A 24325-nucleotide genomic window follows, 5' to 3' on the forward strand; every position below is an offset into this window, starting at 1 on the left:
CGGGGATAATCGGTTCTTTGCGTCGTGCCATCGGGGGCTCCTTCCGTTCTCAGCATACCCCCGCCGAGCACGAAATTCCGGATAGTCCCTGCCTGTGTCGGCATTTCGTTGGCCAAAACAGCCCGGACCTGATCCTTGCGGACCATGGCCATGATCTCGTAGCCGGCGATCGTCCGACGCGCACTGTGGAAGCTTTTGAACCCGAGCCCCGGCCGGACCAGCCGCTTGGTGCGCCGATGGTCCTGTTCAACGATGTTGTTCAGGTACTTGCCTTGCCGCAGCTTGGTAAAGCGCCACAGCTCACCGGCCTTCTTCATCGCCCTGGTGGTACTCGGGTAAGCGGCGTTCTTGTCCACCGTGACGGTACGCGGGTTCACGGTGTGGGCTTGCTTCAGGGCCTTGCGGAAGAAGCGCCGGGCGGCCGCGGCATCACGCTTGGCGCTGAAAAGGAAATCGACCGTCTGCCCACGTGCATCGACGGCGCGGTACAGGTACATCCAGCGGCCTTTCACCTTCACGTAGGTTTCGTCCACCCGCCAAGAGCCAGTGGTCATGCGCAAGTGTGGGCGGATCCGCCGGTCCAACTCCAGTGCGTAAGCCTGGATCCAGCGGTAGAGCGTCGTGTGGTCAACCTCCACACCGCGGTCGGCCAGCATCCGCTCCAGATCACGGTAGCTGATTGGAAACTGCAGGTACCAGCGCACCGCCCAAAGGATCACCTCCGACGTGAATTGCCGGCCCTTGAACGGGTTCTTCCTGCTGCCCATTAACCCACCGCTCCCGTCGCCGAAACGGACACCATCCTACGCAATCCCGGGGAGGGGGCCAAAGTTGCAACAGAGCCGATCACCCCGCCTGATCGCGCAACCGCTGCATCGATGCACCAAACCACCGAGCAAGAACTGTTATCTGCAGGGCGTTGACCGACGAACGGAACCGGAGCCCAACACCGGAGTTACCTTTCTGCCCACCTCTGATGAACGGAACCCGGATGGCATGACCCAATTGTTCCGGCCAAGCGCGGACCGAGCCTTGCGCAGGATTCTTGCAAGCTCCGCGTTCGCGTTTGCGCTTGTTGTTGTGACCGGCTTCATCATCGTGCGTTCGGGTCCCTTCTGGAACGTCGGGTCGCCCATCACCCAGCCGATTCCCTTCAGCCACGCCGTGCATGCCGGAGAACTCGGAATGGACTGCCGTTATTGCCACAGCAGCGTGGAGGTCGCGGCGACCGCCGGGGTTCCCACCGTCGAAACCTGCATGGGTTGCCATTCCCAGGTCTGGACCGCAGCCTCCGCCCTGGCTCCTCTACACGCCAGCATGGCGACCGGGGAGCCGCTGGCGTGGAACCGTGTCCACCAGCTTCCCGATCATGTCCGCTTCCATCACGGGATTCACGTCGCGCGCGGTGTCGAATGCGCGACCTGCCATGGAGACGTTGAGCGCATGGCCCAAGTTCGGAAGGTCGAAACCATGTCGATGTCCTGGTGCCTGGACTGCCACTGGGATCCGCATGCCCGCCTGTCCTCCGGGTCCGTGCCGCCCGACCGGTTGGCACAGCTCGACGACTGCTCGATTTGCCATTACTGACGTCGCGCAACGCATGCCCAGCGAGCGCTACCACCCCGATCTGCAATCTCTCGGTTCGGCCCTGGCCGGAGGCGACGGACCGCGTTTCTGGCGCAGCCTGGAGCAGCTCGCCGCCTCACCCGACGCCATGCGCTTCCTGGAGCGGGAATTTCCTCATCTGGGAGAGGCCACGCGCACCGACCGCCGGACCCTGCTGAAGCTGCTGGGCGCCTCGCTGGCGCTCGCCGGACTGACCGGCTGCGAGGAGGCGCCGACCCGGCCCATCGTGGCTCGTGCGCGGAGCGTGCCGGATCATGCGCCGGGGCGGCCCCTGCATGTCGCGACCACGCTGATGCAGGACGGCTACGGACTCGGCATCCTGGTCGAGAGCCACGGCGGACGACCGGTGAAGATCGAGGGCAACCCGCTCCACCCCGCCAGCCTCGGCGCGACCGACGCCTTCGCCCAGGCCGAGATCCTGACGCTCCACGATCCCGACCGCTCCTCGTTGATCCGGCAGGAAGGCACGCCGCGCACGCGGGCGGAGCTGGCCCGGATGCTGGACGCGCTCGCCCTGGAGATGGAAGGGCGGGGAGGTGCCGGCCTGCGCCTTCTGACCGGGCCGACCAGTTCGCCCACCTTCATCGCCTTGACCGCGGCCCTGTCGGAGCGCTTTCCCGAGGCGCGCTGGCACCGGCACGCGCCGGCCCTGTCGGACACCCCGTACCAGGGCGCCCGGCTCGCCTTCGGGCAGCCGTTGGAAACCCGTCTCGACCTGTCGCGGGCGGAGGTGATCCTCGCCCTCGACGCTGACTTCCTGTCGCAAGGGCCGGGCTGGATCGCCCATGCAGCCGCCTTCGCCGCGCGCCGCGACCCGGCCGGCTCCATGAACCGCCTCTATGTCGCGGAGCCCTGCCCGACCCCTACGGGCACCCGTGCCGATCACCGGCTGCCGCTGGCGCCCGACGAAATCCTGCACCTCGCCGCCGATCTCGGCGCCGCCTTGGGCGTTTCGGCGCCGTCCGGGGGCGAGCCGCACCCGATCGTCCCGGTCCTGGCGGAGGATCTGCGGCGCGCCGGGCCGGGAGCGCTGGTCGTGGCGGGACCCCGCCTGCCAGCCGGGATCCATGCGCTGGTGCACGTCATAAACGGACGGCTCGGCGCGATCGGCAGCACCGTTGTCCACACGGCCCCGGTTCTTCCCGTGCCGGATCCGGACAGCCTTGCCGCCCTTGCCGAGGACATGGCGGCGGGAACGGCGACGCACCTGTTGATCCTGGACGCCAACCCGGTCTACGACGCGCCCGCCGGTCTGGAATTCGCGGAGCGGCTGGCCCGCCTGCCCTTCTCGCTGCACCTCGGTCTGTACGAGGACGAGACCGCCGCCGGTTGCCGCTGGCACGTGCCGATGGCCCATGCGCTGGAATGCTGGGGCGACGCGCGGGCCTACGACGGAACGGCCAGCCTGATGCAGCCCGTGCGCACACCGCGCGCCGGGCGCCTGAGCGCGCTGGAACTGATCGCTTCTCTGGCCGGACAAGAGGCGGACGGGCAGGCGCTGGTGCGGGAACGGTGGCGCGCCGAGAGAGGGGAAACTGGCTTCGAAGCCTTCTGGACGCAGGTGCTGCATGACGGGGTGGTCGCCGGCACCGCCTTCGCGCCGCAGCCCGTCCAACCGGCCCCGCCACCGCCCGTCAACCCCGCCGGAGCGGGCGAGGGCCTGCGGGTCGCCTTCGCGCCGGATCCGGCGGTGTGGGACGGGCGCTATGCCGGGAATGCTTGGCTCCAGGAACTGCCGCGCCCGTTGAGCAAGCTGGTGTGGGGCAACGCCGTGCTGCTCGCCCCGGCAACGGCGGCGCGGTTCGGCGTGCAGAACGGCGATGTCGTCGAGGTGACGCTGGCCGGCCGGACGGTCGCCGGGCCGGTCTTCGTCATGCCCGGCCACGCGCCGGACACCGCGACCCTGCCGCTCGGCTACGGGCGCTGGCGGGCGGGATTCGTGGGCAGCGGCGTGGGCTTCAGCGCCTACGCCCTGCGCGGCGGAGAAGCGATGTGGCATGGCACCGGGGCAACGCTGCGCCGGAGCGGCGCACGCGACCCGCTCGTCACCACGCAGGACCATCACGCGATGGCCGACCGCGCCGTGGTGCGCGCCGCCACGCTGGCCGAGTTCCGGGAGAACCCGGATTTCGCCCGCGCCGCCGTCGAGGAGCGCTCCTCCTTCTATCCGGAATACCAATATGAGGGGCATGCCTGGGGCATGGCCATCGACCTCGACGCCTGCCTCGGCTGCAACGCCTGCATGGTCGCCTGCCAGGCCGAAAACAATGTGCCCGTCGTCGGGCGGGAGGAGGTGGCGATCGGGCGCGAGATGCACTGGCTGCGCGTCGACCGCTATTTCGAAGGGCCGCCGGATGACCCGGTCGTGCATTTCCAGCCGATGCTGTGCATGCACTGCGAGAAGGCGCCCTGCGAGGTGGTGTGTCCGGTGAACGCGACGGTCCACGACAGCGAGGGCCTGAACGTCATGGTCTACAACCGCTGCATCGGCACGCGCTACTGCTCCAACAACTGCCCCTACAAGGTGCGGCGCTTCAACTGGTTCGACTATGCCGGCCGCGGCGGCGGGGCGCCGGTCGAGGTCTACAATCCCGACGTCACGGTACGCGAGCGCGGCGTGATGGAGAAATGCACCTACTGCGTCCAGCGGATCAGCGCCGCCCGCATCGAGGCGAAGCGCGAGGGCCGCCCCGTGCGCGACGGAGAGGTGCGGACCGCGTGCCAGCAGGCCTGCCCGACCCGCGCCATCACCTTCGGCGACCTGAACGCACCGGACAGCGCGGTCACCGCGCGCAAGCGGTCGCCCCGGAACTACGGGGTGCTGGCCGACCTCAACACCCAGCCGCGCACCACATATCTGGCGCGCGTGGGCAACCCCAACCCGGACGTCCCCAAGCGGCGGGACGGAGGCGGCTCATGAGCGTCGAGCGGACCGCCCTCGCCGGACGCCACCCACCGCACCGCCATGCCGGGCTGATCGTGCTGGACCAGCCCTTCACCTGGCGCTGGATGGCGGCCTTCGGGGCGGCGGCACTGGTCGTGCTGCTGTTCGGGGCGGTGTTCGTCCACCTGATGGTGCGCGGCACCGGCATATGGGGCACCAACATCCCCTATGTCTGGGCCTTCGACATCACGCTGTACGTCTACTGGATCGGCGTGGCGAACGCCGCCAGCCTGTTGTCGGCGGTGCTGGTGCTGCGCGGCACCCAATGGCGCAGCGCGACCAACCGCGCGGCGGAGGCGGTGGCCCTGTTCGCGGTGATCTGCGCCGGACTGTTCCCCATCGTCCATCTCGGGCGGCCTTGGCTGTTCTACTGGGTCTTCCCCTACCCCGCCACCTTCGGTGTCTGGCCGCAGTTCCGCAGCCCGCTGGTCTGGGACTTCTTCGCGATCAACGCGCACCTGATCGTGACGGCGCTGTTCTGGTATGTCGGCATGATCCCGGATCTGGCCCACCTACGCGACCACGAACGCGCCGGGCGGCGCTCGCGGCTGGCCTTCGGGTTGCTGGCGCTGGGCTGGCGCGGGTCGGCGCGGCAATGGCGGCTGCACCGGTCAGCCTATCACCTGCTGGCCGGGCTGGTGGTGGTGCTGGTGATCTTCATGCAGAGCACCGCCTCGTTCGAGTTCGCGGTGACCGTCGTGCCGGAATGGCACCAGACGCGCCTGCCCCCCTATTTCGTGGTCAGCGGCCTGATGTCCGGCCTCGCCCTCGTCCTGGGGGTGCTGCTGCTGATGGAACGGTTCCTGGTGCTGCACCCCATGCTGGCGCAAAGGCCGCGCGAGGTCATCGGCTGGCTGCTCGTCGCCAACGGGATCGTCATGCTGTGGGCCTACGGCTTCGACGCCTACAGTTCCTGGTACAGCGGCCCGACGCAACGCGAGGCCTTCGTCGCCCGCGTCACCGGCGCCTTCGCGCCGCTCTATTGGGGAGCACTGCTGTGCACCGCCGGGGCGTCGCAACTGCTGTGGGTCCCGCGCATCCGGCACAACGCGGCCGCCCTCCTCGCCGTCGCGCTGGCGATCAGCGCCGGGCTGTGGCTCGACCGATTCATGGTGGTCGTCGGCGGGCTCTACCACACGCATCTGCCCTCGGCTAGGGGGAGCTACACGCCAACGCTGCCGGAAATCGGGCTTTTGGTCGGGTCGCTCGGCCTGTTCGCCATGCTGATCCTGCTGTTCGTCCGCTTCGTGCCGGTGATTTTCCTGTTCGAAGCGCAAGCCGAACACCGCCGGGAGGAGGAGCCATGACGGCGCCTAGCCGGCTCTACGGGCTGCTGGCCCAGTTTCCCTCGCCGGAACGGCTGGTGGAGGCCACCCATGCGGCACACGAGGCCGGCTACCGCCGCTTCGACGCCTACAGCCCCTATCCCGTGCCGGACCTGTTCCCGACCGCGGCGCGGGGCTGGGGCCATTACCTCCTGCGCGGGATCGCCTTTCTGGCGGTGGTGGGTGGCGCCGGGGCGGCCTACCTTCTGCAATACTGGACCTCGGTGGTCGATTATCCGATCAACGTCGGGGGGCGTCCGCTGCACAGCTGGCCCATGTTCCTGCCCTCGGCGATCCTGCTCGCCATCCTCGGCGGATCGGTCGCGGCGGCTGGCGGGCTGCTGATGCTGAGCGGGCTGCCGCGGCTCCATCACCCAGTTTTCAACAGCCCGCACTTCGCCCGCACGACGGAGGATTCCTTCTATCTCTGCATCGAGGCGTCCGACACCCGCTTCGATCCCGAGCGCACCCGCGCCTTTCTCGCCTCTCTCGCCCCCGAACGGCTGGAGGAGGTGCCATGGTGAGGCACGCCGTCCTTCCGGCGCTCGCCCTGTTGCCCGTTCTGTTGCTGGGCGCCTGCGGCGACAACATGGCCGAACAGCACGAATACGCCGATCCGCAGGCCCCGGCGGTCGTGGTGCTCGATCCGCTGCCACCGGGAACGGTGCCCATCGGCGCGCTCGACCGCGCGGCGGCGCTGGCAAACCCGCCGGAAGCTATGGACCTGCAGCGCGGGCGCGAACGGTACGGCATCTACTGCGCCGCCTGTCATGGATTGACCGGGCATGGCGACGGGCCGGTGGCGCGCCGGGGATTTCCGCCACCCGCCTCCTTCCACGCGGAGGAGCATCGTGACCTGCCGTTGCGCGAGATCGTGACGGTCATCACCGAGGGGCGCGGCCCCATGCCCGCCTATGCGGACCGGATCGCGGCGGAGGACCGCTGGCGGATCGCCGCCTATCTCAAGGCGCTCCAGTACTCTCAAGCGGTTCCGGCGGAGGCGCTGCCGCCCGAAGACCGGGAAAGGCTGCCCCGGCCATGAGCGCGCATTCCCTCTCCATCGGGCCGGCCTACCGCCGCACCCTGCGCTGGGCGCTCGCCGCGGCGGGCGGCGGGCTCATGCTGGCGGTGCTCGGCTGGTGGCTGCAGCCGCAGCTCTTCTTCCAGGCGTGGCTGCTGGCCTTCCTGCTGTGGACCGGACTGGCGGCCGGCTGCCTGACGCTGCTGATGGCCGGGCACCTGCTGAGCGATCCCTGGCTCGAGCCGGTTCGAGACGAGCTGGAGGCCGGCGCCCTGACCCTGCCGCTGCTGGGCCTGCTCGGCTTGCCGCTGCTCGCCGGGTTGCCGGACCTCTATCCCTGGGCCGAGACCGGCACCGGTCCCATGGGGCCGATGCGCGGCCACTGGCTGGACCAGGGCGGCTTCGTCCTGCGCAGCACCGCCTATCTTGGGATCTGGAGCGCGCTTGCCTGGGCGATCACGCGGCCGGGACGGCATCACCGGCGCATCGCCGTGATCGGATTGCTGCTGATGCTGTTCACAGTGACGTTGGCGGGGCTGGACTGGGTGATGTCGCTCGATCCCAACTGGCTGTCGACGCTGTTCGGACTCGCCTTCGGGGTGACGCAGACGGTCGCGGCGCTCGCCGCCGCCCTGCTCGCCGCCCAACTGCGCCCGGACGGGGCGCTGCCCCGGCACGCCGGGGGCATAGCCGGGGCACTGCTGGCGCTGGCCGGGACCACGGCCTATCTGTGGTTCGTCCATTTCCTGGTGGTCTGGGCCGCCAACCTGCCGGACGAGGTGGGCTGGTATCTCGACCGCGGCGGCGCATGGCTGCTGCTGATGCCCGGCATCGTGGTGCCGGCGGCGGCGCTGGCCGTGCTGATCCTGCTGCCGCGCTGGCTGCGCGGCCGACGGAAGGTTCTGGTCGCGGCGGGCGCCCTGCTGCTGGCTCAGCATCTCGCGCACATGGTCTGGCTGGTGCGCCCTACGGCGCAACAGCCGGTACTGCACTGGCTCGACGCGGTGAGCGCGATGACCTTCGGCGCCCTCTGCCTCGCCCTGTTCACGCGCCGCCTCTCCGGTACCACGACGCGGAGGAGTCATGATCGGCTCTGAGACAAGCTTCAGCCTTCCGCCATTGTCCAGCGACGAGGACTTCGCGCGCGGCTACCGGCCGATCGCCGCCTATGGCCTGATCGGCGACTGCCACGGTTCGGCGCTGGTCGCATGGGACGGCTCCATCGACTGGTGCTGCCTGGACCGTCTGGATGCCGACCCGGTGTTCGCCCGCCTGCTCGACAGCGAGCGGGGCGGCTTCTTCGAAATCCGGCCCTGCGCGGCAGCCACGGTCCAGCGGCGCTATGCCGGCGACACCTGCGTTCTGGAGACACAGTTCACCACGCCGGACGGCGTGCTGCGCCTGACCGACTTCATGCCCGTGGCCCTCTGCCACGATGCGCCGGAGGGGGAGTTCACCCAGCTCCTAAACACCGCGAAGCTCGTGCGCATCGTCGAGGTGACCGAGGGCCGCGTGCGCCTGCGCGCCACCTTCCGTCCCATCGGCGCCGGCTTCCGCACCGAGCCCGTGCCGATGCGCGTCGAGGACGGCCGTGTCATGGCGGAACGATTGCCGCCGCTGTTCACCGACATGCGGCTGGACCACCGGGAGGGCGCGGCTGTCGGCACGGTGGAGATGACGGCGGGCGAGGCGCGCCGCTTCATCCTCGGCCCCGCCGAGGTCCCCGCGCGCGACGACGTCGCCGGGCTGGCGGAGCACCTCCATGAGGCGACCAGCGGCTTCTGGACCGGCTGGAGCGCCTTCACCAGCTACAACGGTCCTTACCGGGAGCATGTGCTGCGCAGCGGCATTGTGCTAAAAGCACTGGCCTACGCCCCCACCGGCGCCATCGCGGCGGCCCCGACGACCTCCCTGCCCGAAGGCATCGGCACGGCGCGCACCTGGGACTACCGGTTCTGCTGGCTGCGCGACGCCAGCCTGACGCTGTTCTCGCTGGCCAAGCTGAACCACGCGAGCGAGGCCCGGCACTTCTTCGAGTTCCTGATGAGCGTGTGCGCGAAGACGCGCCCGCGCATCCTGCCGCTCTACGGCATCGACGGCGCCGTCGATCCGGGGGAACGCTGCCACGGCCATCTCGACGGCTACAGGGGCAGCCGCCCGGTGCGCAGCGGAAACGGCGCGGTGGACCAGCACCAGATGGACGTCTACGGGCAGGCCATCGACCTCGCCCGCCTGTTCGAGCGGCTCGGCGGGCGGCTGCACGAGGACACCCGTCGGCAGGTCGAGCGGTTCGCCACCTTCATCGTCGAGCGTTGGCGGGAACCGGACGCCGGCATCTGGGAGCCGCGCATGCCGGACCGCCGCCACGTCCATTCCGCGATCCTCAGCTGGGTCGGCATGGACCGGGCGATCCAGATGTTCGGCGAACGGCCCGAATGGGTCCGCGCGCGCGACGACATCCTGCGGGACATTTTGGAGAACGGTGTCCATCCCGACGGCGGCTACCTGACCCAGGTCTTCGGCGGCGAGGATGCCGATGCCGCCACCCTGGTGGCCGCCGGTTACGGCCTGCCCATCGGCGACGATGTCCTCGACCGGACGGTGCGCAAGGTGCGCGCGGATCTTGGCGACGGGGCGCTGCTCCACCGCTACCGGAACGAGGACGGGCTGGAGGGGAAAGAGGGAGCCTTCCTGCTGTGCAGCTTCTGGCTGGTGGATGCCATGCTCGCGCTGGACCGGGGGGAGGAGGCGCGGGCGCTTCTGGACGATCTGCTCGGCCGCGCCAACGATCTCGGCCTCTACCCCGAGCAGATGGAGGCGGACGGCACCTTCCTCGGCAATTTCCCGCAGGCTTTCACCCACCTCGGCGTGATCCACAGCGTCATGACGCTGCACCTCTACGAGCGCGATGGCGTGTCCGCCGTGCGCGGCGGCCACGCCGACCGTGCCTTCCGCATCGTCGGCTGCAACGACCGCTTCCGCTCGGTCTGGGCACGCGAGATCGGGGGTGGGGATGACTAGGCGCGTCGTCATCACGCTGTTGCCTGCTGCCGCCCTGGCGCTGGCCGGATGCTCGACCATGCAGTCGGCGCTCGACCCGGCGGGGATCAACGCCCGGCAGGTGGCGGACCTCTGGTGGTTGATGGTCTGGGTGCTGAGCGGCGCCTTCGTGATCGTCATGGCCGTGCTGGCCGCGGCGCTGTTCGCGCCCCGGCATTGGCGCGAGCGGGTGCGCGGGACGACGCTGATCGCCGCCGGGGGCGTGGCGCTGCCCGTCGTGGTAGTGCCGGTCTTCCTCCTCGCCAGCTTCGCCGTCCAGTGGCCGCTGGTGCCGGAGCGCCCCGACCGGCTGACCATCCACGTCATCGGCCACCAGTTCTGGTGGGAGGTGCGCTACACCGGGCCTGGCCTCGCCCAGCCCGTCGTCAGCGCCAACGAGATCCGCATGCCCGTCGGCCAGCCCGTGCAGTTCCGGCTGACCACCGAGGACGTGATCCACAGCTTCTGGCTGCCCAACCTCGCCGGCAAGATCGACATGATTCCCGGACAGGTGAACCACATGGAGATCACCGCCGAACGCACCGGCGTCTTCCGCGGCCAATGCTATGAGTTCTGCGGCGCCCAGCACGCGCACATGGCCTTCATGGCCGTGGTGATGGAGCCGGACGGCTTCGCCGCCTGGCTCGCCCGCGAGGCGCAGCCGGCCCCGCCGCGCGGCCCGGTGGAAGAACGGGCGTTCCAGGCCTTCCTGCGCGGCGGCTGCGCATCATGCCACGCCATCCGGGGCACCACCGCCGACGGCGGCGGCGGTCCTGATCTGACCCATGTCGGCGGGCGCCTGACGCTGGCCGCCGGCATGCTGCCCAACGGCGAAGGCCCCATGGGCGGCTGGATCGCCGGAGCGCAAAACATCAAGCCGGGCAACCGGATGCCCAACTTCAACGGGTTCGACGGCGAGACGCTGCGCGCGCTGTCCAGCTATCTGTACGGGCTCAAATGACCGACATCGCCAGCCCCCGCACGGACATTCCTCAGGACGAGCCGGCCCGGCAGCGCGACGAGCTGGATGCCGCGTGGCGCTCCCCCGCGGGCTGGCGCGCGATATCGGCGGTGAACCAGACCTACGTTGGGCGGCGGTTCGTCATCACCGGCTTCATCTACTTTCTTATCGCCGGGATCCTGGGGCTGGTGATCCGCGTCCAGCTCGCCGTGCCGGAGAACGACCTGCTGACGCCGGAGGCGTACAACCAGATCTTCACCATGCACGGCACGATGATGATGTTCCTGTTCGCCGTGCCGATCCTGGAAGGGGTGGCGGTCTACCTGCTGCCCCCGATGCTGGGGGCGCGCGACCTACCCTTTCCGCGCCTCAGCGCCTTCGGCTACTGGTGCTATCTGCTGGGCGGGCTGCTGCTGCTGTCCAGCCTGCCGCTGGGCCTCGCCCCCGACAGCGGCTGGTTCATCTACCCGCCACTCAGCTCCACCCTGTTCTCGCCGGGAATGAACGTCGATTTCTGGCTGCTCGGCATCACCTTCATGGAGATTTCGGCGATCACCGCCTCCATCGAGCTGATCGTCGCCATCCTGAAGACCCGCGCGCCGGGCATGTCCATCGACCGCATGCCGCTGTTCGCCTGGTACATCCTGATCACCGCCTTCATGATCGTCTTCGGCTTTCCGCCATTGATCATGGGCAGCATCCTTCTGGAGCTGGAGCGCGCCTTCGGCCTGCCCTTTTTCGACGCCGCGAAGGGCGGGCACCCGCTGCTCTGGCAGCACCTGTTCTGGCTGTTCGGCCATCCGGAGGTCTACATCATCTTCCTGCCGGCGGCCGGAATCATGTCAATGGTGGTCCCGACCTTCGCCCGGCACCCCATCGTCGGCTATCGCTGGCTGGTGCTGGCGGCCGTTGGCATGGGCTTTCTCAGCTTCGGGCTGTGGGTCCACCATATGTTCGCCACCGGCATCCCGCAGCTGTCGCTGGCCTTCTTCTCCGCCGCCAGCACGCTGGTGGCGATCCCCAGCGGCATCCAGGTCTTCGGCTGGATCGCCACGCTGTGGCACGGGCGCCCCCGCTTCGACACGCCGCTGCTGTTCGCCATCGGCACCATCGTCACCTTCGTGATCGGTGGCTTCACGGGCGTGATGGTCGCCATCGTGCCCTTCGACCTGCAGGTCCACGACACCCACTTCGTCGTCGCCCACTTCCATTACGTGCTGATCGGCGGGGCGGTCTTTCCGCTGTTCGCGGGCATTCACTACTGGATGCCGCTGGCGTTGGGGCGCATGCCGTCGGAGCGGCTGGGCCGGTGTAGCTTCTGGACCATGTTCGCCGGTTTTCACCTGACCTTCTTCCCGCTGCACTGGCTGGGGCTGATCGGCATGTCGCGGCGGGTCTACACCTACCTGCCGGGCCTGAACCTGGAACTGGGGAACCTGATTGCCACCGGCGGGGCCTTCCTGTTCGCGCTGGGCGTCCTGCTGGCCATGGTCAACATCCTGTGGACCGCGCGCAGCGGCACGCCGTCCGGCGATAATCCCTGGAACGCCGGGACGCTGGAATGGCTGAAGGTGCCCACTCCCGCCTGCAACTTCCGCAGCATCCCCGTGATCTCCAGCCGCGACCCGATGTGGGACCAGCCGAAGCTGTCGAAAGCGGTCGAGCTGGGGGTGGGCTTTCTTCCGGACAGTCTTGGGGGGCGACGGCTGATGATGGGCACCAGCGCGACCGACGCACGGCCGGAACAGGTGCTCGAGCTGCCCGGCCCGACCTACATGCCGCTGGTCGCGGCACTGTGCGTTGGCGTGTTCTTCGTCAGCTTTCTGTTGAAGCTCTACGCCATGGCGGCGTTGGGTGGGTTGCTGAGCGTCGCGGCGTTTCTTGTCTGGATGTGGCCAACCTCCCCCGAAGGGCGGCGGGGCGACATCGTCGCCTCCCCCGGCACCGTGTTGCCCACCGCCCACGGACATCATGCCGCGCCCGGTAGCACAGCGCTGAACGTCACGCTGGCGGCGGACGCGGCGCTGTACGGTTCGCTCGCTTTCAGCCTGTTCTTCTTGTGGAGCTACACGCCCGACCGGATGGGCACACCCCTTCCGTCTCCGTCCGCCTGGCCGGCGGTGCTCGACCTGTGCCTGATGCTGGCGGGCAGTGCCGTGCTGGCCTGGGCGGAGCGGCGGATGCGCGCGGGCGCCGCGGTGCCGGCCATGCTCGGCCTGCCGGTGGCCATGGGATTGGCCACGGCGGCGCTGGCGCACGGCCTGCTATCCTCGGGCCACCTCGGCCTTCCCGCGCAGGAGCACGCACTGGCGGCCGTGCTGTGGACGTTGTTCGGCTATCAGGCGATCCACGCCGGCGCGGCGGTCCTGATCGCCGGACTGGCCGCCGTAGCGGCGTGGAGGGGCCATTTCACCCGCGGCCGTCATCTGGCTCTGCGCATCGCAGTCCGGTTCTGGCACTACACCGCAGCGCTGTGGGCGGTCGGATTCGTCCTCGTCCACATCCCACCCCTGCTGGGTTGAGGGGAAGAGAAACTGCCATGCCGTCCGTCCCCAAGGGTTCCGCGATCCTCGTTGCTCCCGCCATCCTCTGGAGCGCGCACTTCCTGTTTGTCTACGTCTTCGTGTCGCTCGCCTGCCTCTGGGGCTGGCATGAGGCGACGGTCATGGGCGTTCGCGTTGTCACCGCCGCGGTGGCGCTCGCCACGGCCGCCGCCGTGTTGCCGATCGCGTTGCTCGGCGTCCGTGCCTGGCGGTCGGCTCCGGGGGCGACAGCGGACCCGACCGACACGCGGTCCCGCCGCGGCCGCTTCATTGCACAGGTCACGGCGGCGCAGAGCGCGCTGTTCGCGTTCTCCACCATCATGGTCGGGGTGCCGACGCTGATGAGGCCACCATGCGTCTGATCCTCCTCACCCCGCTTCTCGCCATCCTGGCCGGCTGTGGCGAGGCTGAGCCGCCGCCCCACCTCGGGGTCCCCGGCGGCAACGCCGACCGTGGCGAAGCGCAGATCGCGCGCTACGGCTGTGCGGCCTGCCACCGCATCCCGGGCTTCGGCGCCTCCGGCCGGGTCGGGCCGCCGCTGGATGATTTCGCGGTGCGCGGCTACATCGGCGGCGTGCTGCCGAACCAGCCGCAGAACCTCGTGGCCTGGATCGTCGATCCGCCCGCCCACGCCCCCGGAACGGCGATGCCCAACCTGGGCGTGAGCCGGGAGGAGGCTCGCGACATGGCCGCCTATCTCTACACTCTGGGCCGCCGCGAGGCGAAGGTGTTTCCGCCGCCGCACACGCTGCCGGCGGATCCGGAGGCCGGCGAGGCGGAACGCGCCCGCGCCGAAGCTTGGTTGAACGGCTATGGCTGGGCAAAGGATCGCCCCGGCGTGGCCCGCATACCCGTCGACCGCGCCATGGATATCCTGGAATCGCGGGGGTGGGACGGGATCACCCCTGCCCTGCCATCGGAGTAAGAACAAGGAAAGACATGCAGTCGGCTACCTTGTGGTGACACATCCTTCGTGAAGTGGTGCGTGACCCAGGGAGCGGCCTTGGCTCTGGTGAGATCGCGGGGATTGGGTGGTCGAAAGGCCCATTTGGCAGTGCTTCACGGCAGCGACCGCCCGGTAATCGTCTTAGCCAGGATGAACGTGGCGCCCAGGCAAGTCCTCTGAACCTCCAGCAATGTTCCTGGAGGGCCCGACAGTCTGGAGCCCAGCAATGTTCCTCCTGCAAACGACCAGGGCAACGAGGCGAAGTGCGACGGCATAATTAATAGGAAACTTTCGGCACGCCGGCACTGTTGTCTTCATATTTGGGCACTTCACTGGAGTGCTGCACTCGGTGTATCGGCGCACAGCGCCGTCGGGTAAGGAGAGGATGCCTTGGCAGTCACTGTGAATGAAAGATCAGCAAGGGCAATCCAGCCCTTTCATGCGGTGCTGCTCGCCGCCACCATTCCGCCCTTTCTGGGGAGCTTGCTCAGCGACATTGCCTACGCCTCGACCTACGAAATCCAGTGGATCAACTTTGCCGCTTGGCTGGTCGCGGGTGGAATGGTTTTTACCGGGCTCGCGCTCCTATGGGGTCTTGTTGATTTGATTCGCGCAGACCGTCGCCGGGGGCGCCCGCTCATTTACGTTCTTCTGCTGCTCGCCACTTTCGTTCTCGGCCTCATCAATTCGTTTGTCCACGCGCGGGACGCTTGGGCGACGATGCCTGAAGGTCTGGTCCTTTCGGCAATAGTCGTCGTTCTAGCGATCCTGGCGACTTGGCTCGGCTTCTCCAGCCTCCGCGTGGGAGGAATCAAATGAAGTTTTCTTACTTGTCGACCACCATGGCGCTCATGGCCCTGCTGACCGCCTGTGATGGCGACCCCGCCGCGCCGGATTATGGCTCCAATCCACAGCTCCCCGAGCAGGAGCGTGGGCTGCTTCCCAGCATGAAGATCGCCAATCCTGCACCATGGGGCGATCGGCAACCAACCGTGCCGGAAGGCTATAACATCACGGCCATCGCCACAGACCTCGGCATTCCACGCCAGACCCTCGTTCTCCCCAATGGCGACATCCTCGTTGCCGAAGGAAGAGGCGGCTCGGCACCGGCTTTGCGACCGAAGGACGTCATAGCCGGCTTCATCAAGGCCAAGGGAACGACATCGGTCAAGAGCGGCAACCGGCTGACCTTGCTGCGGGATGGAAATGGTGACGGCGTTTACGAAGAGCGCACCGTTTTCGCCGACAATCTGAACGCGCCCTATGGACTTGCGCTGGTCAATGGCCAGCTCTACGTCGCAAACCAAGATGCTCTGGTTCGGTTCTCCTACCGTGACGGACAGACCCGCGCCGAAGGGCCGCCGGTCAAGGTCACCGACCTGCCATCTGAGATCAACCACCACTGGACCAAAGCGCTGGCCGCCAGTGCGGATGGACGTTTTCTCTACGTCGGCATCGGCTCCAACAGCAACATCACAGAACGTGGGTTGTCTGCCGAAGTGGACCGCGCGATGGTCTGGCAGGTGGATGCTCAGACGGGAGCGCATAAGCCCTACGCCACTGGCCTCCGCAACCCCACCGCCCTCGCCATCCAGCCGGGATCAGGCGAGCTTTGGGCGGTGGTGAACGAGCGCGACGAGCTTGGCCCGAACCTTGTCCCTGATTATCTCACGTCGGTCCGCGAAGGCGGCTTTTACGGCTGGCCTTACAGCTATTGGGGCCAAAACGTGGATCCCCGCGTCCGGCCACAGGACCCGCAGAAGGTTGCCTCAGCGATCCCGCCGGATTACAGCTTGGGATCGCATGTCGCCGCGCTCGGATTGGCCTTCTCCACCCCAGCGATGGGCGCTCAGTTCGCCGATGGGGTTTTTGTCGGCGAACATGGCAGTTGGAACCGAAGCGTCCCCATCGGCTACAAGGTCGTTTTCGTTCCCTTCCGCGATGGTGCGCCTGCCGGTCCTCCGATTGACTTCGTGACCGGCTTCCTCGGTGAGGACGGCAATACCTATGGCCGGCCTGTCGGCGTGACGGTCGATCCACGGGGTGCCCTGATCGTTGCCGACGATCTGTCGAACACAGTCTGGCGCATAACCCCCCCGCAGCAGTCGCCCGCTGCTGAAGCACCTCCGCGTCCAAGTACTCCAACGCCTGCGGGTAATCCTCCACCTAATTATCCCCCTTCTTAGATCAACTTTGGCCAATCATGCCGGAAGGCATTCGGCGTGATTGAGACGGTTAATCACGGGAGTCGGAAAACACCGCCAAGTTGACAGCCAGGCAGTCAGCAGGAAAGACTCTGATGCTCAAAGATTGGCAATGGGGTCTTATGCAGCTCGTCGCCTACCAGCGATTTCCTCTCAGGCGGCAAAGGTCTGACCAAGTGCGAAGCAGGCCTCAATGAACATCGTCCGGATCGGGCACTCGGAACAGCTTCTGCAATCGACTTGACGGTGTCATCCGCTACCTTTATTCGCCTTATCATGATCTGGCTCATGGTAAGGCGAGCAGTGCTGGTAACCTGACAGCGTCCAGACCTCCTCTTTCCCCCGAGTTTTGTACCAAAGCCGGATCGGAGCGTGATTGTTCGATGAATAGGCCTGTTCCAGATACCAACAGTAGGGATGATCATGCATGGCAAAATTCGCACGCCTCGGCGATAGGATTATCGGGCGCATCGAACGCGCCCGCACGCTTGATCACGCAAGTCACGGCCTCGGAGAGGCAGTAGCGATCCCGTTCCGAGCGCTGGGTGGGCCGGGAAAGCGCGTGCGCACAGCGCTGCACGGAACCTCTTACGGCCACTCCATCCACCCGGCTCTGGTAACCGTTCCGCTCGGATCCTGGACGGCGTCGGTGTTGCTCGACGTTGCGGATGGCGTGGCCGGCGGGGAAGAAAACCGGGGCTTCGCGACGGCCGCTGACCTGACCATCGGCATCGGCTGCCTGGGAGCTGCGGGCGCTATTGTGACGGGGTTGGTGGATTGGGATAAGACCCACGGCGAGCCACGGCGCCTTGGCGTCGTGCATGCGGCGGCCAACACCACCGCGCTGACACTTTTCCTTTCGTCGCTTATCTTGCGCCGGCGTGGCCGCCGCCGCGGTGCGAAAGCCGTGTCGGCGCTCGCCTTTGCCGCCATGTTCGCGGGCGGCTACCTGGGCGGGCACTTGGCCCACCGTCGAAACGTCGGTGCCGACCACGCAGACCGCAATCCCGCCCCGCGCAATTTCGTGTCCGTTCTCGATGCCGCCGAACTGGAGGAAGGCAAGCCCCGGCTAGTCGAGGTGGAGGGTGTCCGCGTGGCCCTGGTCCGCCATCACGGACGGATCCATGCGCTTGGGGACCGGTGCTCGCACTTCGGCGGCCCATTGTCCGAGGGTTGGGTTTTCCGGGGTGGGCTGGTCTGTCCTTGGCACGGGTCGCGCTATTGCCTGCACAGTGGCCGGCCGCTGGACGGTCCGGCCACTGCGGTGCAGCCGACTTTCGAGGTGCGTGTCAGCGACGGCATGGTCGAGGTGCGCCGGCCCGAAACCCGGCGCGACGGCGCGCTCGCACGCGACACTGCCTGCACGGCGGAGCCGCCCTCCGGCATCGGAGATTGCAGGCCGAAGGCGGACGAGGTGCTGGTCGGGCATCACATGCTGATCCGCGGCCTGTTCGATCGAATCGCCGCAACCATGCCAAACGACCCGCATCGGCTGGAGCTGTTGGACGAGCTGGCCGGGGAAATGGACATGCACGAGATGATCGAAGACGAGATTTTCTACCCGCGGGTCCGGCACGTGACCGACTCGATCCCTATCGCGGGGGCCGAGCACCAACAGCTTGCTGACCAACTGGCGATCCTGCTGACTCTCGACCCGTCCACCTCCGACTTCGATGAGCATCTGACTGCACTGCGCTCGGCATTGGAACACCATGCGGGCTCCGAGGAGCGAGAAATGTTCCCGACCGCCCAGCGCCTGGGCGACGCAGTTCTGCGCGACTTGGGGGCGCGGCTGGTTGAGCGGTTGGAGGAGCTGCGGCAGTCGCGGCTCCAGAAGCTTGTCCGCTTGGGCCGTCAAGTCTTGCTCGAACGAGGGCAGGGACGGATAGGCCGCGCCATGCAGGAGACACCTCATGGTGCATCGAGAGGAACTTCGCCAAGGTGATGGCCTATGCGGGCAACCAGGAACGCACTGTTGTCCATGGGTTAGGAAGGGGTCGGCTTACGCAGCCAATCGGCTACCAGCGATCTCCGCCCAGACCGTGAAGGCCTGAGCGCGTGCGATACGGAACTCAGTCGCGGTATGGCGGCTGCGGCGGAGATGGAAGAGGTTGGCAATTGGATCGTGGATGGACAGGAAGCGCTGCACTTGCCGGAGGGTGTCACGCTGTAACGTCGGATTTGAACGAATTTCTTTGCTTCGCCTCTGCCAGCGCTTTCAAGGCTTATTTGTGACATCAAAAAGGCGACAAGCGATGGAGCAGCCTTCCGAAAAAGGTGTATGTGATGGGAGGGTTAATCAACTCAGAGAAGCGTAGAGGCGCAAAATCAACAAAGTGGCTCAAATCCAACGTTACTGAGTGACACCCTCAGAATTATTTCCTGCGTCAAACCACCAGTGAGCACTCAATTTATACGGCAAGGTGAAGAATAAGCTCTGCAAAACGTTCATGCAGGCATTTCGGCCGCTTCCCGTTCTGCCGGCACATAAGTTTTGAGCGCTCTCCGCCTTACACACAGCCGAACCGGTGTTTCCGTCGTCAACGCACCGTCCGTGCTGACGGGCATAGGCGCAGGCGTGCGAACGACCAACTCCGTACAGGTGAAGGCTCGCACTCCTTCTTGCCCGGCCTGTGTGCCCTTGCGCAGCATCGGCAGAAGGGTAAGGAGCCGCAATCTGGTTTTTGTTTCCAAGCTGTAGACGTGCAAACGCCCATCATCGGGCTCGGCCGTGCTCGCAACCATCATTCCTCCCCCCTGGTAGCGGCCGTTACCGATGCTCACCTGAAAGGTCCGCCCACGCTCCGTCCGCCCTTCCCATTCGAACTCGATGGCGAATGGCCGCATACGCACCAAAAGTTGCAATGCCCCGATGGCGTAGCCCAGCACACCCAAACGCTTTTTCAAAGCGTCCGGTACTTCCTGCGCCAGAGTAGCGCTAAGCCCAATATTTGCAACATTCCAGAATAGATGCCCGTTCGCTTCACCGAGATCCAACTCACGCGTGTAGCCTCTGGAGATAATCGTCGCTGCCGATAGCGGGTCCATGTCGATGCCTAGAGTGCGGGCAAGATCGTTGGCCGTACCAAGGGGCAGAATGCCCAGAGGCAAGCCGCATTCGAGGAGGGCTGGGACCGCACTGTTGAGAGTCCCGTCACCGCCGCCGATGATGACGCAGTCAGCATCGGCGGCTCTGGTGCGGATCATGTCAGGAATGGGGTGCTTCTTCGGAAAGAGGTGCGATTCGACCTCAAGGCCGCCCGCACGCAGGAGATCGACCACAGCATCCACGTTATGCGTGCCCTTGCCGGCATGTTGATTGACGAGGAGCAGCGCACGTCGCCGTTTTTCAACCAGATCCCGAGGAGACGACATCATCATTGCCTATTCATGCCTATTGTGGTCGCCGACTATTATCACCTTCAAGCGTTCCAAGCCGCGCTTCGACGCTTCCGGCTGGTCATCCCAGATAGGAGGAAAGAAGGACTAAGAAAGCGAAACCAGCGGAAAAAGAAATGGTTGAGAGCCATCTGACGGCCCCCGGTTCATCGGCCTGCGGGACTAAGTCCTCAATCGTCGCGAGGAGCAGAACACCGATAATGAAGGCCAGCGCGGCACTTTCGACTATGCTGCCCGCCCCGCGCAGCAGCCAAAAGCCCACACTTGCTCCAAGAAGCACTGGAAGCACAAAAGACGCGGCGATCATCAGCCGCGTCCGGCGCGATACGCCCTCGTCGGAGAAATTCGCCATTGCTGCGAATCCGCCTGGCACATTCCCGACCACCTGACTAAGCCCCAGGAGAAGCCCCAGGCCGCTCGCTATAGCGGAACCGGCGCCGATCATCAGACCGTCGCTCAGCAGGTCCGTGGCGACGGCCATGTAGACCATCCAGGCTCCGGCACTACCAGTCGAAACATGATGGCGTCCCCAATCCACACCCCACTTCAGCATGATCGAAAAAGCCGCACCGCAGCCAAACGCGATGGCGAGCAGCCAGCCCGGCAGTGTTTCGAGCGCGCGCGGCATCATATCCACGCTGACCACGGCGATTGCAACACCCGCCGCTGCGTGGAGCGCCGCTCCGATCGCCCAAGAAGGAACTCGGATCCACTCCGCCAACAAGCTGCCGACCAGATTGCCGCCCGCCGGAAGCAGGGCGAGGGTCAGGACCATCAAAAAATCCGACATGTTGTGCTGTCCACAATCTCTAATTCAGTGAGCCGCTCAGCCCTCCCGTCTCATGATGCCGACGCCGGAGATCGCATCCGCCGACGCCCTTCCAATGGCTTTCAGCCGGGCCACCCCGTGGGAATGAACGCAACGGATCAATCCTTGTTTGCTTGGTTGCCGCTGTCCATCGGTGTGATTTGCCAGACCGCCCCGTCCGCCTCATCGGTAATAACATGGATCGTGCCGTCCGGCCCTTGCGTCACGTCGCGGACGCGGGCGCCCAAAGGAATGCGTTCAGCCTCCCGTACTCTGTTGCCGTCAATGGCAACACGCACCAGGGCCGTTCCGCTGAGGGAACCAATCAAAGCGCTTCCCTCCCAGCCAGTGATAAGATTACCAGTATAGAAATGCATGCCGGAGGGAGAGATCACCGGGGTCCAATGCATTGCCGCATCGGCGAACTCCGGACGGGTGGGCGGATCGGGAATATCGCGGCCATTGTAATGCCGGCCCCAGCTGACCTCCGGCCAACCGTAGTTCTTGCCCGGTTGTAGCTGGTTCAGCTCGTCGCCACCAAGAGGTCCCATTTCCGCAACCCAGAGGGCGCCGGTCTGCGGGTGGGACGCTGCCGCCTCAATGTTCCGATGGCCGTAAGACCAGACGGCGTCGTCGGCTTTAGGATCGCCGTGGAATGGATTGTCCTTCGGGATCGTTCCATCGCGGTTCAGGCGAACGACTGTCCCCAGCGTATTCGACAGATCCTGCGCCGGGGCGAATTTGAAACGCTCGCCAAGCGTTAGAAAGATGTGCCCATTGGGTGAGAAAACAATCCGGTTACCGAAATGGTTCGAGCCCGTTACTTTTGGGGTCTGTCTGAAAATGACCCGGAAATTCTCGATCCGGTCATCCGCAAGCGTCCCGCGGCCGAGCGCCGTACCGGCACCGCCTTCACCCGGTTCCGCAAACGAGAGGTAGACGATGCGATTCTGCGCGAATTGCGGGTCGACCGCCACGTCCATCAAACCGCCTTGCCCCTCCGAATACACCTCCGGGGTTCCGTTCAAAGGGCCCGAGAGCGAACCGTCGAGCTTCAAAATGCGCAAACGCCCAGCCTTTTCGGTTATCAAGGCGCGACCGTCGGGGAGAAAATCGATGCCCCAGGGTTTTTCCAGACCGCCGGCAATTTTTCTGACCTCGATCGGTCCGATCTGTGTTTGAACGCTTTTCGTTCCCTGGGGAAGTTCCTTTTCAAACTGTGCGAAAGCGGGAATGGAGATCACGGCTAACACCGCACTCGCCGGGAAAATCAAAATACTGCGCATCGAGTCTCTCCAATGAAGTGGTATCGGTGGAGCGTTTGCTTTTCGGGCGACCAGTGAAGCCACGCTTGAAGGCGTTCTACTGGCCGCCCACATACCCCTGGTGATGTTCGTCTATATGCCGGGAACTAGCTCCACCTTCACCCATCCCGGCTTGCGCAGGTCGAACTGCTTGTAGGCCTCGATGACGTCGCTCATCGGTTCGACGTGCGACAGGATCCTGGCCGGATCGACCGTGCCGGCCTCGACCATCGAGACGAGACGGGGAATGTATTTGCGGTGGTTGCAGTTTCCCATGTTGACGGTGATGTTCTTGTTCATCGCCATCCCGATGGGGAAGAACTTGTCGGTCTGCGGATAGACGCCGATGATCGAGAGCGTTCCCGCCTTCGCCAGCGAATCCAGGGCCCAGGTCACCGCCTGGGACGGACCGTCGCCGGGCTTCCACTGGTCGCCCCGCGGGTTGGCGTCCGGCGCGATCTGCTGGACCTCCCGTGCGAACTGTCCAGCCTGCTGGTTTGCCTGCTCCGCCGCCGGGCCGGTCTTGGGCCGTTCAGAATCCACACCCACCGCGTCGATGGCCCGGTCGGGGCCGGCGCCGCCGGTCAGATCGCGAATCGCCTGGACCGGATCTTCCCTATTGTAGTTCACCGTCTCCGCGCCGAGGTCGCGGGCGCGGTTCAGCCGGCCTTCAATCCCGTCCACCGCGATGACCCGGCTGGCGCCGAGCTGGAAGGCGCTGAGGATCGCGAACAGGCCGACCGGGCCGCAGCCCCAGACCGCGACGATGTCGCCTGCCTTGATCTCGGCCAGTTCGGCGCCGAAATAGCCGGTCGGATAGATGTCGGAGATCAGGATGGCCTGATCGTCGGTGACCTGGTCCGGCAGCTTCACCAACCCGACGTTGGCGTAGGGAACGCGAGCGTATTCGGCCTGAAGCCCGTCGAAGGGACCGGTCATCTCCGGACCGCCGAAAAAGGCGGTGCCGGCTGCCGGACCGTTCGGGTTGGCCTCGTCGCACTGCGCGAAATAGCCGGAGCGGCAGTAATTGCACGAGCCGCAACCGATCGTGGACGGAATCACCACGCGGTCGCCCCGCTTCAGGTTGCGCACCATGGGCCCGACCTCCTCGACCACGCCCACTCCTTCGTGCCCAAGGATGGTGCCGGGCTTCATGCCGGGCAGCGTGCCGCGGATCATGTGCAGGTCGGTACCGCAGATGGCGCTCGCCGTGATGCGGACGATCGCGTCGTGCGGGTCCTTGATCTTGGGCTGGGGCACTTCTTCGACGCGGATGTCGCCCACGCCATGGAAAACGACGGCTTTCATGAACATCTCCCGGAAAAGAGGAAGCCGGCCGCGGGAACATCGGGAAGCCGGGGAGGACCTCCACACTCCAACCCCTCGCCTCCCAAACTGTTGCGCGATCCCTTCTCCACCTGTTCCGGGACGGCGGAATCAAGTGATCGCCGCACCGCGGGTCGCGGTTGTTGCACGGATGTCTGGGTTTGCGTAGGCAGGGAGGCCTTGCCACCCAGGGGAGCCCTCATCGATGCCGCACAAGGCCAACGCCGCTCGGCGGCATCACATCTCCCGTCCCAAACGGCGTGTGACGAACTGGGCCGCGTATGATGCCGCCCTGCGGGGTCGTGGCAGCCTCACGGTGTGGGTCAGCGACGAAGCCATTAAGGGCTGGAAGGCGGCGCCTCGAACTACACCGAGCGGGCAGCCGAACTACTCGGACCTGGCGATCACAACGGCGTTGATGCTGCGCGCAGTCTTCCGCTTGGCGCTGCGCCAGACCGAAGGGCTGATCGGCTCCGTCCTGGACCCGCTCGGGCTCGACCTGCCGGTGCCGGATCACTCCACCATCGCACGTCGGGCCAGGACGGTGGCGCTGTCCAGCAAGGGACAGCCGACCGGCGGGCCTCTTCACCTGCTGGTGGACAGCACCGGGCTGAAGCTGTGTGGGCCGGGCGAATGGTTGATTGAGAAGCATGGAACCAAGAAGCGGCGATCCTGGTGGAAACTGCACATCGGCATGGACGCGGCGAGCGGCCGGATCGTTGCAGCCACGCTGACCGGACGAGAGGTGGACGATGCGGCCCAGGTTGGGCCCTTGCTCGACCAGGTAGCGGGGGACTATCCGGAATTTCGTGCTCGGCGGGGGTATGCTGAGAACGGAAGGAGCCCCCGATGGCACGACGCAAAGAACCGATCATCCCC

General features: G+C 66.2%; 20 protein-coding genes. 15 read left to right on the top strand and 5 right to left on the bottom strand.

Annotation, left to right across the window (positions count from 1 at the left end; translation table 11 throughout):
* A partial coding sequence (locus JUB11_RS30510; RefSeq protein WP_207462578.1) for an IS6 family transposase occupies nt 1-767 on the bottom strand: 767 nt, incomplete at its 3' end.
* 229 nt (nt 768-996) lie between these two features.
* Between JUB11_RS30510 and JUB11_RS30515 the strand changes: the two genes are divergently transcribed.
* The 14 genes from JUB11_RS30515 (at nt 997) to JUB11_RS30580 (ending at nt 18554) form a co-directional block, all read left to right on the top strand.
* A complete protein-coding gene (locus tag JUB11_RS30515) occupies nt 997-1587 on the top strand; it encodes a cytochrome c3 family protein (protein WP_207462579.1) in 591 nt (196 codons plus the stop codon).
* 13 nt (nt 1588-1600) lie between these two features.
* Entirely contained in the window at nt 1601-4546 is a 2946-nt protein-coding gene (locus tag JUB11_RS30520) for a TAT-variant-translocated molybdopterin oxidoreductase (protein ID WP_207462580.1), read from the top strand.
* Nucleotides 4543-5877, top strand: coding sequence for an NrfD/PsrC family molybdoenzyme membrane anchor subunit (nrfD, locus tag JUB11_RS30525; RefSeq protein WP_207462581.1), 1335 nt, complete (start codon nt 4543-4545; stop codon nt 5875-5877). The genes JUB11_RS30520 and nrfD overlap by 4 nt, the downstream gene beginning before the upstream one ends.
* Nucleotides 5874-6419 (top strand): DUF3341 domain-containing protein, encoded by a 546-nt coding sequence (locus JUB11_RS30530; RefSeq protein WP_207462582.1) that lies wholly within the window; start codon nt 5874-5876, stop codon nt 6417-6419. Before nrfD ends, JUB11_RS30530 begins: the two co-directional genes overlap by 4 nt.
* Complete coding sequence (locus tag JUB11_RS30535; protein WP_207462583.1) at nt 6413-6937, top strand: cytochrome c; 525 nt, start codon at nt 6413-6415, stop codon at nt 6935-6937. The genes JUB11_RS30530 and JUB11_RS30535 overlap by 7 nt, the downstream gene beginning before the upstream one ends.
* Entirely contained in the window at nt 6934-8013 is a 1080-nt protein-coding gene (locus JUB11_RS30540) for a hypothetical protein (protein WP_207462584.1), read from the top strand. Before JUB11_RS30535 ends, JUB11_RS30540 begins: the two co-directional genes overlap by 4 nt.
* Nucleotides 8000-9937 carry a glycoside hydrolase family 15 protein gene (locus JUB11_RS30545; protein WP_207462585.1) on the top strand — a complete coding sequence of 646 codons (1938 nt, stop codon included), beginning with the start codon at nt 8000-8002 and terminating at the stop codon, nt 9935-9937. The genes JUB11_RS30540 and JUB11_RS30545 overlap by 14 nt, the downstream gene beginning before the upstream one ends.
* Nucleotides 9930-10916: a cytochrome c oxidase subunit II gene (gene coxB, locus JUB11_RS30550; RefSeq protein WP_207462586.1), complete on the top strand. Its 987-nt coding sequence runs from the start codon at nt 9930-9932 to the stop codon at nt 10914-10916. Before JUB11_RS30545 ends, coxB begins: the two co-directional genes overlap by 8 nt.
* On the top strand, nt 10913-13438 hold the full coding sequence (gene ctaD, locus JUB11_RS30555) for a cytochrome c oxidase subunit I (RefSeq protein WP_207462587.1): 2526 nt from the start codon (nt 10913-10915) through the stop codon (nt 13436-13438). Before coxB ends, ctaD begins: the two co-directional genes overlap by 4 nt.
* Before the next feature lie 17 nt (nt 13439-13455).
* The gene (locus JUB11_RS30560; RefSeq protein ID WP_207462588.1) at nt 13456-13821 is read left to right on the top strand and encodes a hypothetical protein; all 366 of its coding nucleotides are present in this window, start codon (nt 13456-13458) and stop codon (nt 13819-13821) included.
* Nucleotides 13812-14384: a c-type cytochrome gene (locus JUB11_RS30565; protein ID WP_207462589.1), complete on the top strand. Its 573-nt coding sequence runs from the start codon at nt 13812-13814 to the stop codon at nt 14382-14384. The genes JUB11_RS30560 and JUB11_RS30565 overlap by 10 nt, the downstream gene beginning before the upstream one ends.
* A gap of 411 nt (nt 14385-14795) precedes the next feature.
* Entirely contained in the window at nt 14796-15224 is a 429-nt protein-coding gene (locus JUB11_RS30570) for a DUF2231 domain-containing protein (RefSeq protein ID WP_207462590.1), read from the top strand.
* The gene (locus JUB11_RS30575; RefSeq protein WP_207462591.1) at nt 15221-16591 is read left to right on the top strand and encodes a sorbosone dehydrogenase family protein; all 1371 of its coding nucleotides are present in this window, start codon (nt 15221-15223) and stop codon (nt 16589-16591) included. The genes JUB11_RS30570 and JUB11_RS30575 overlap by 4 nt, the downstream gene beginning before the upstream one ends.
* A 445-nt stretch (nt 16592-17036) precedes the next feature.
* A complete protein-coding gene (locus JUB11_RS30580; protein WP_207462592.1) occupies nt 17037-18554 on the top strand; it encodes a Rieske 2Fe-2S domain-containing protein in 1518 nt (505 codons plus the stop codon).
* 503 nt (nt 18555-19057) lie between these two features.
* Here JUB11_RS30580 and JUB11_RS30585 read toward each other — a convergent pair.
* From JUB11_RS30585 to JUB11_RS30600, 4 genes are all read right to left on the bottom strand, one after another.
* Entirely contained in the window at nt 19058-19990 is a 933-nt protein-coding gene (locus JUB11_RS30585; RefSeq protein WP_247887444.1) for a lipid kinase, read from the bottom strand.
* A gap of 79 nt (nt 19991-20069) precedes the next feature.
* The gene (locus JUB11_RS30590; RefSeq protein WP_207462593.1) at nt 20070-20798 is read right to left on the bottom strand and encodes a hypothetical protein; all 729 of its coding nucleotides are present in this window, start codon (nt 20796-20798) and stop codon (nt 20070-20072) included.
* Between the two features lie 137 nt (nt 20799-20935).
* On the bottom strand, nt 20936-22102 hold the full coding sequence (locus tag JUB11_RS30595; protein WP_207462594.1) for a PQQ-dependent sugar dehydrogenase: 1167 nt from the start codon (nt 22100-22102) through the stop codon (nt 20936-20938).
* 111 nt (nt 22103-22213) lie between these two features.
* Nucleotides 22214-23428, bottom strand: a complete 1215-nt coding sequence (locus JUB11_RS30600; RefSeq protein ID WP_207462595.1) for a zinc-dependent alcohol dehydrogenase — start codon at nt 23426-23428, stop codon at nt 22214-22216.
* Between the two features lie 223 nt (nt 23429-23651).
* Between JUB11_RS30600 and JUB11_RS30605 the strand changes: the two genes are divergently transcribed.
* On the top strand, nt 23652-24325 hold a 674-nt coding region (locus tag JUB11_RS30605), incomplete at its 3' end, for an IS5 family transposase (protein ID WP_247887445.1).

Source organism: Azospirillum sp. SYSU D00513, assembly GCF_017356015.1.
GTDB lineage: Bacteria > Pseudomonadota > Alphaproteobacteria > Azospirillales > Azospirillaceae > Azospirillum.

Bases quoted from the DNA above. Each gene is read 5' to 3' on its own strand.
- JUB11_RS30515 (WP_207462579.1), top strand. From the start codon at position 997: ATGACCCAATTGTTCCGGCCAAGCGCGGACCGAGCCTTGCGCAGGATT.
- JUB11_RS30520 (WP_207462580.1), top strand. From the start codon at position 1,601: ATGCCCAGCGAGCGCTACCACCCCGATCTGCAATCTCTCGGTTCGGCC.
- JUB11_RS30545 (WP_207462585.1), top strand. From the start codon at position 8,000: ATGATCGGCTCTGAGACAAGCTTCAGCCTTCCGCCATTGTCCAGCGAC.
- coxB (WP_207462586.1), top strand. From the start codon at position 9,930: ATGACTAGGCGCGTCGTCATCACGCTGTTGCCTGCTGCCGCCCTGGCG.
- JUB11_RS30575 (WP_207462591.1), top strand. From the start codon at position 15,221: ATGAAGTTTTCTTACTTGTCGACCACCATGGCGCTCATGGCCCTGCTG.
- JUB11_RS30530 (WP_207462582.1), top strand. From the start codon at position 5,874: ATGACGGCGCCTAGCCGGCTCTACGGGCTGCTGGCCCAGTTTCCCTCG.
- JUB11_RS30560 (WP_207462588.1), top strand. From the start codon at position 13,456: ATGCCGTCCGTCCCCAAGGGTTCCGCGATCCTCGTTGCTCCCGCCATC.
- JUB11_RS30535 (WP_207462583.1), top strand. From the start codon at position 6,413: ATGGTGAGGCACGCCGTCCTTCCGGCGCTCGCCCTGTTGCCCGTTCTG.
- nrfD (WP_207462581.1), top strand. From the start codon at position 4,543: ATGAGCGTCGAGCGGACCGCCCTCGCCGGACGCCACCCACCGCACCGC.
- JUB11_RS30565 (WP_207462589.1), top strand. From the start codon at position 13,812: ATGCGTCTGATCCTCCTCACCCCGCTTCTCGCCATCCTGGCCGGCTGT.
- JUB11_RS30600 (WP_207462595.1), bottom strand. From the start codon at position 23,428: ATGAAAGCCGTCGTTTTCCATGGCGTGGGCGACATCCGCGTCGAAGAA.
- JUB11_RS30595 (WP_207462594.1), bottom strand. From the start codon at position 22,102: ATGCGCAGTATTTTGATTTTCCCGGCGAGTGCGGTGTTAGCCGTGATC.
- JUB11_RS30585 (WP_247887444.1), bottom strand. From the start codon at position 19,990: ATGATGATGTCGTCTCCTCGGGATCTGGTTGAAAAACGGCGACGTGCG.
- JUB11_RS30540 (WP_207462584.1), top strand. From the start codon at position 6,934: ATGAGCGCGCATTCCCTCTCCATCGGGCCGGCCTACCGCCGCACCCTG.
- JUB11_RS30590 (WP_207462593.1), bottom strand. From the start codon at position 20,798: ATGTCGGATTTTTTGATGGTCCTGACCCTCGCCCTGCTTCCGGCGGGC.
- JUB11_RS30580 (WP_207462592.1), top strand. From the start codon at position 17,037: ATGGCAAAATTCGCACGCCTCGGCGATAGGATTATCGGGCGCATCGAA.
- ctaD (WP_207462587.1), top strand. From the start codon at position 10,913: ATGACCGACATCGCCAGCCCCCGCACGGACATTCCTCAGGACGAGCCG.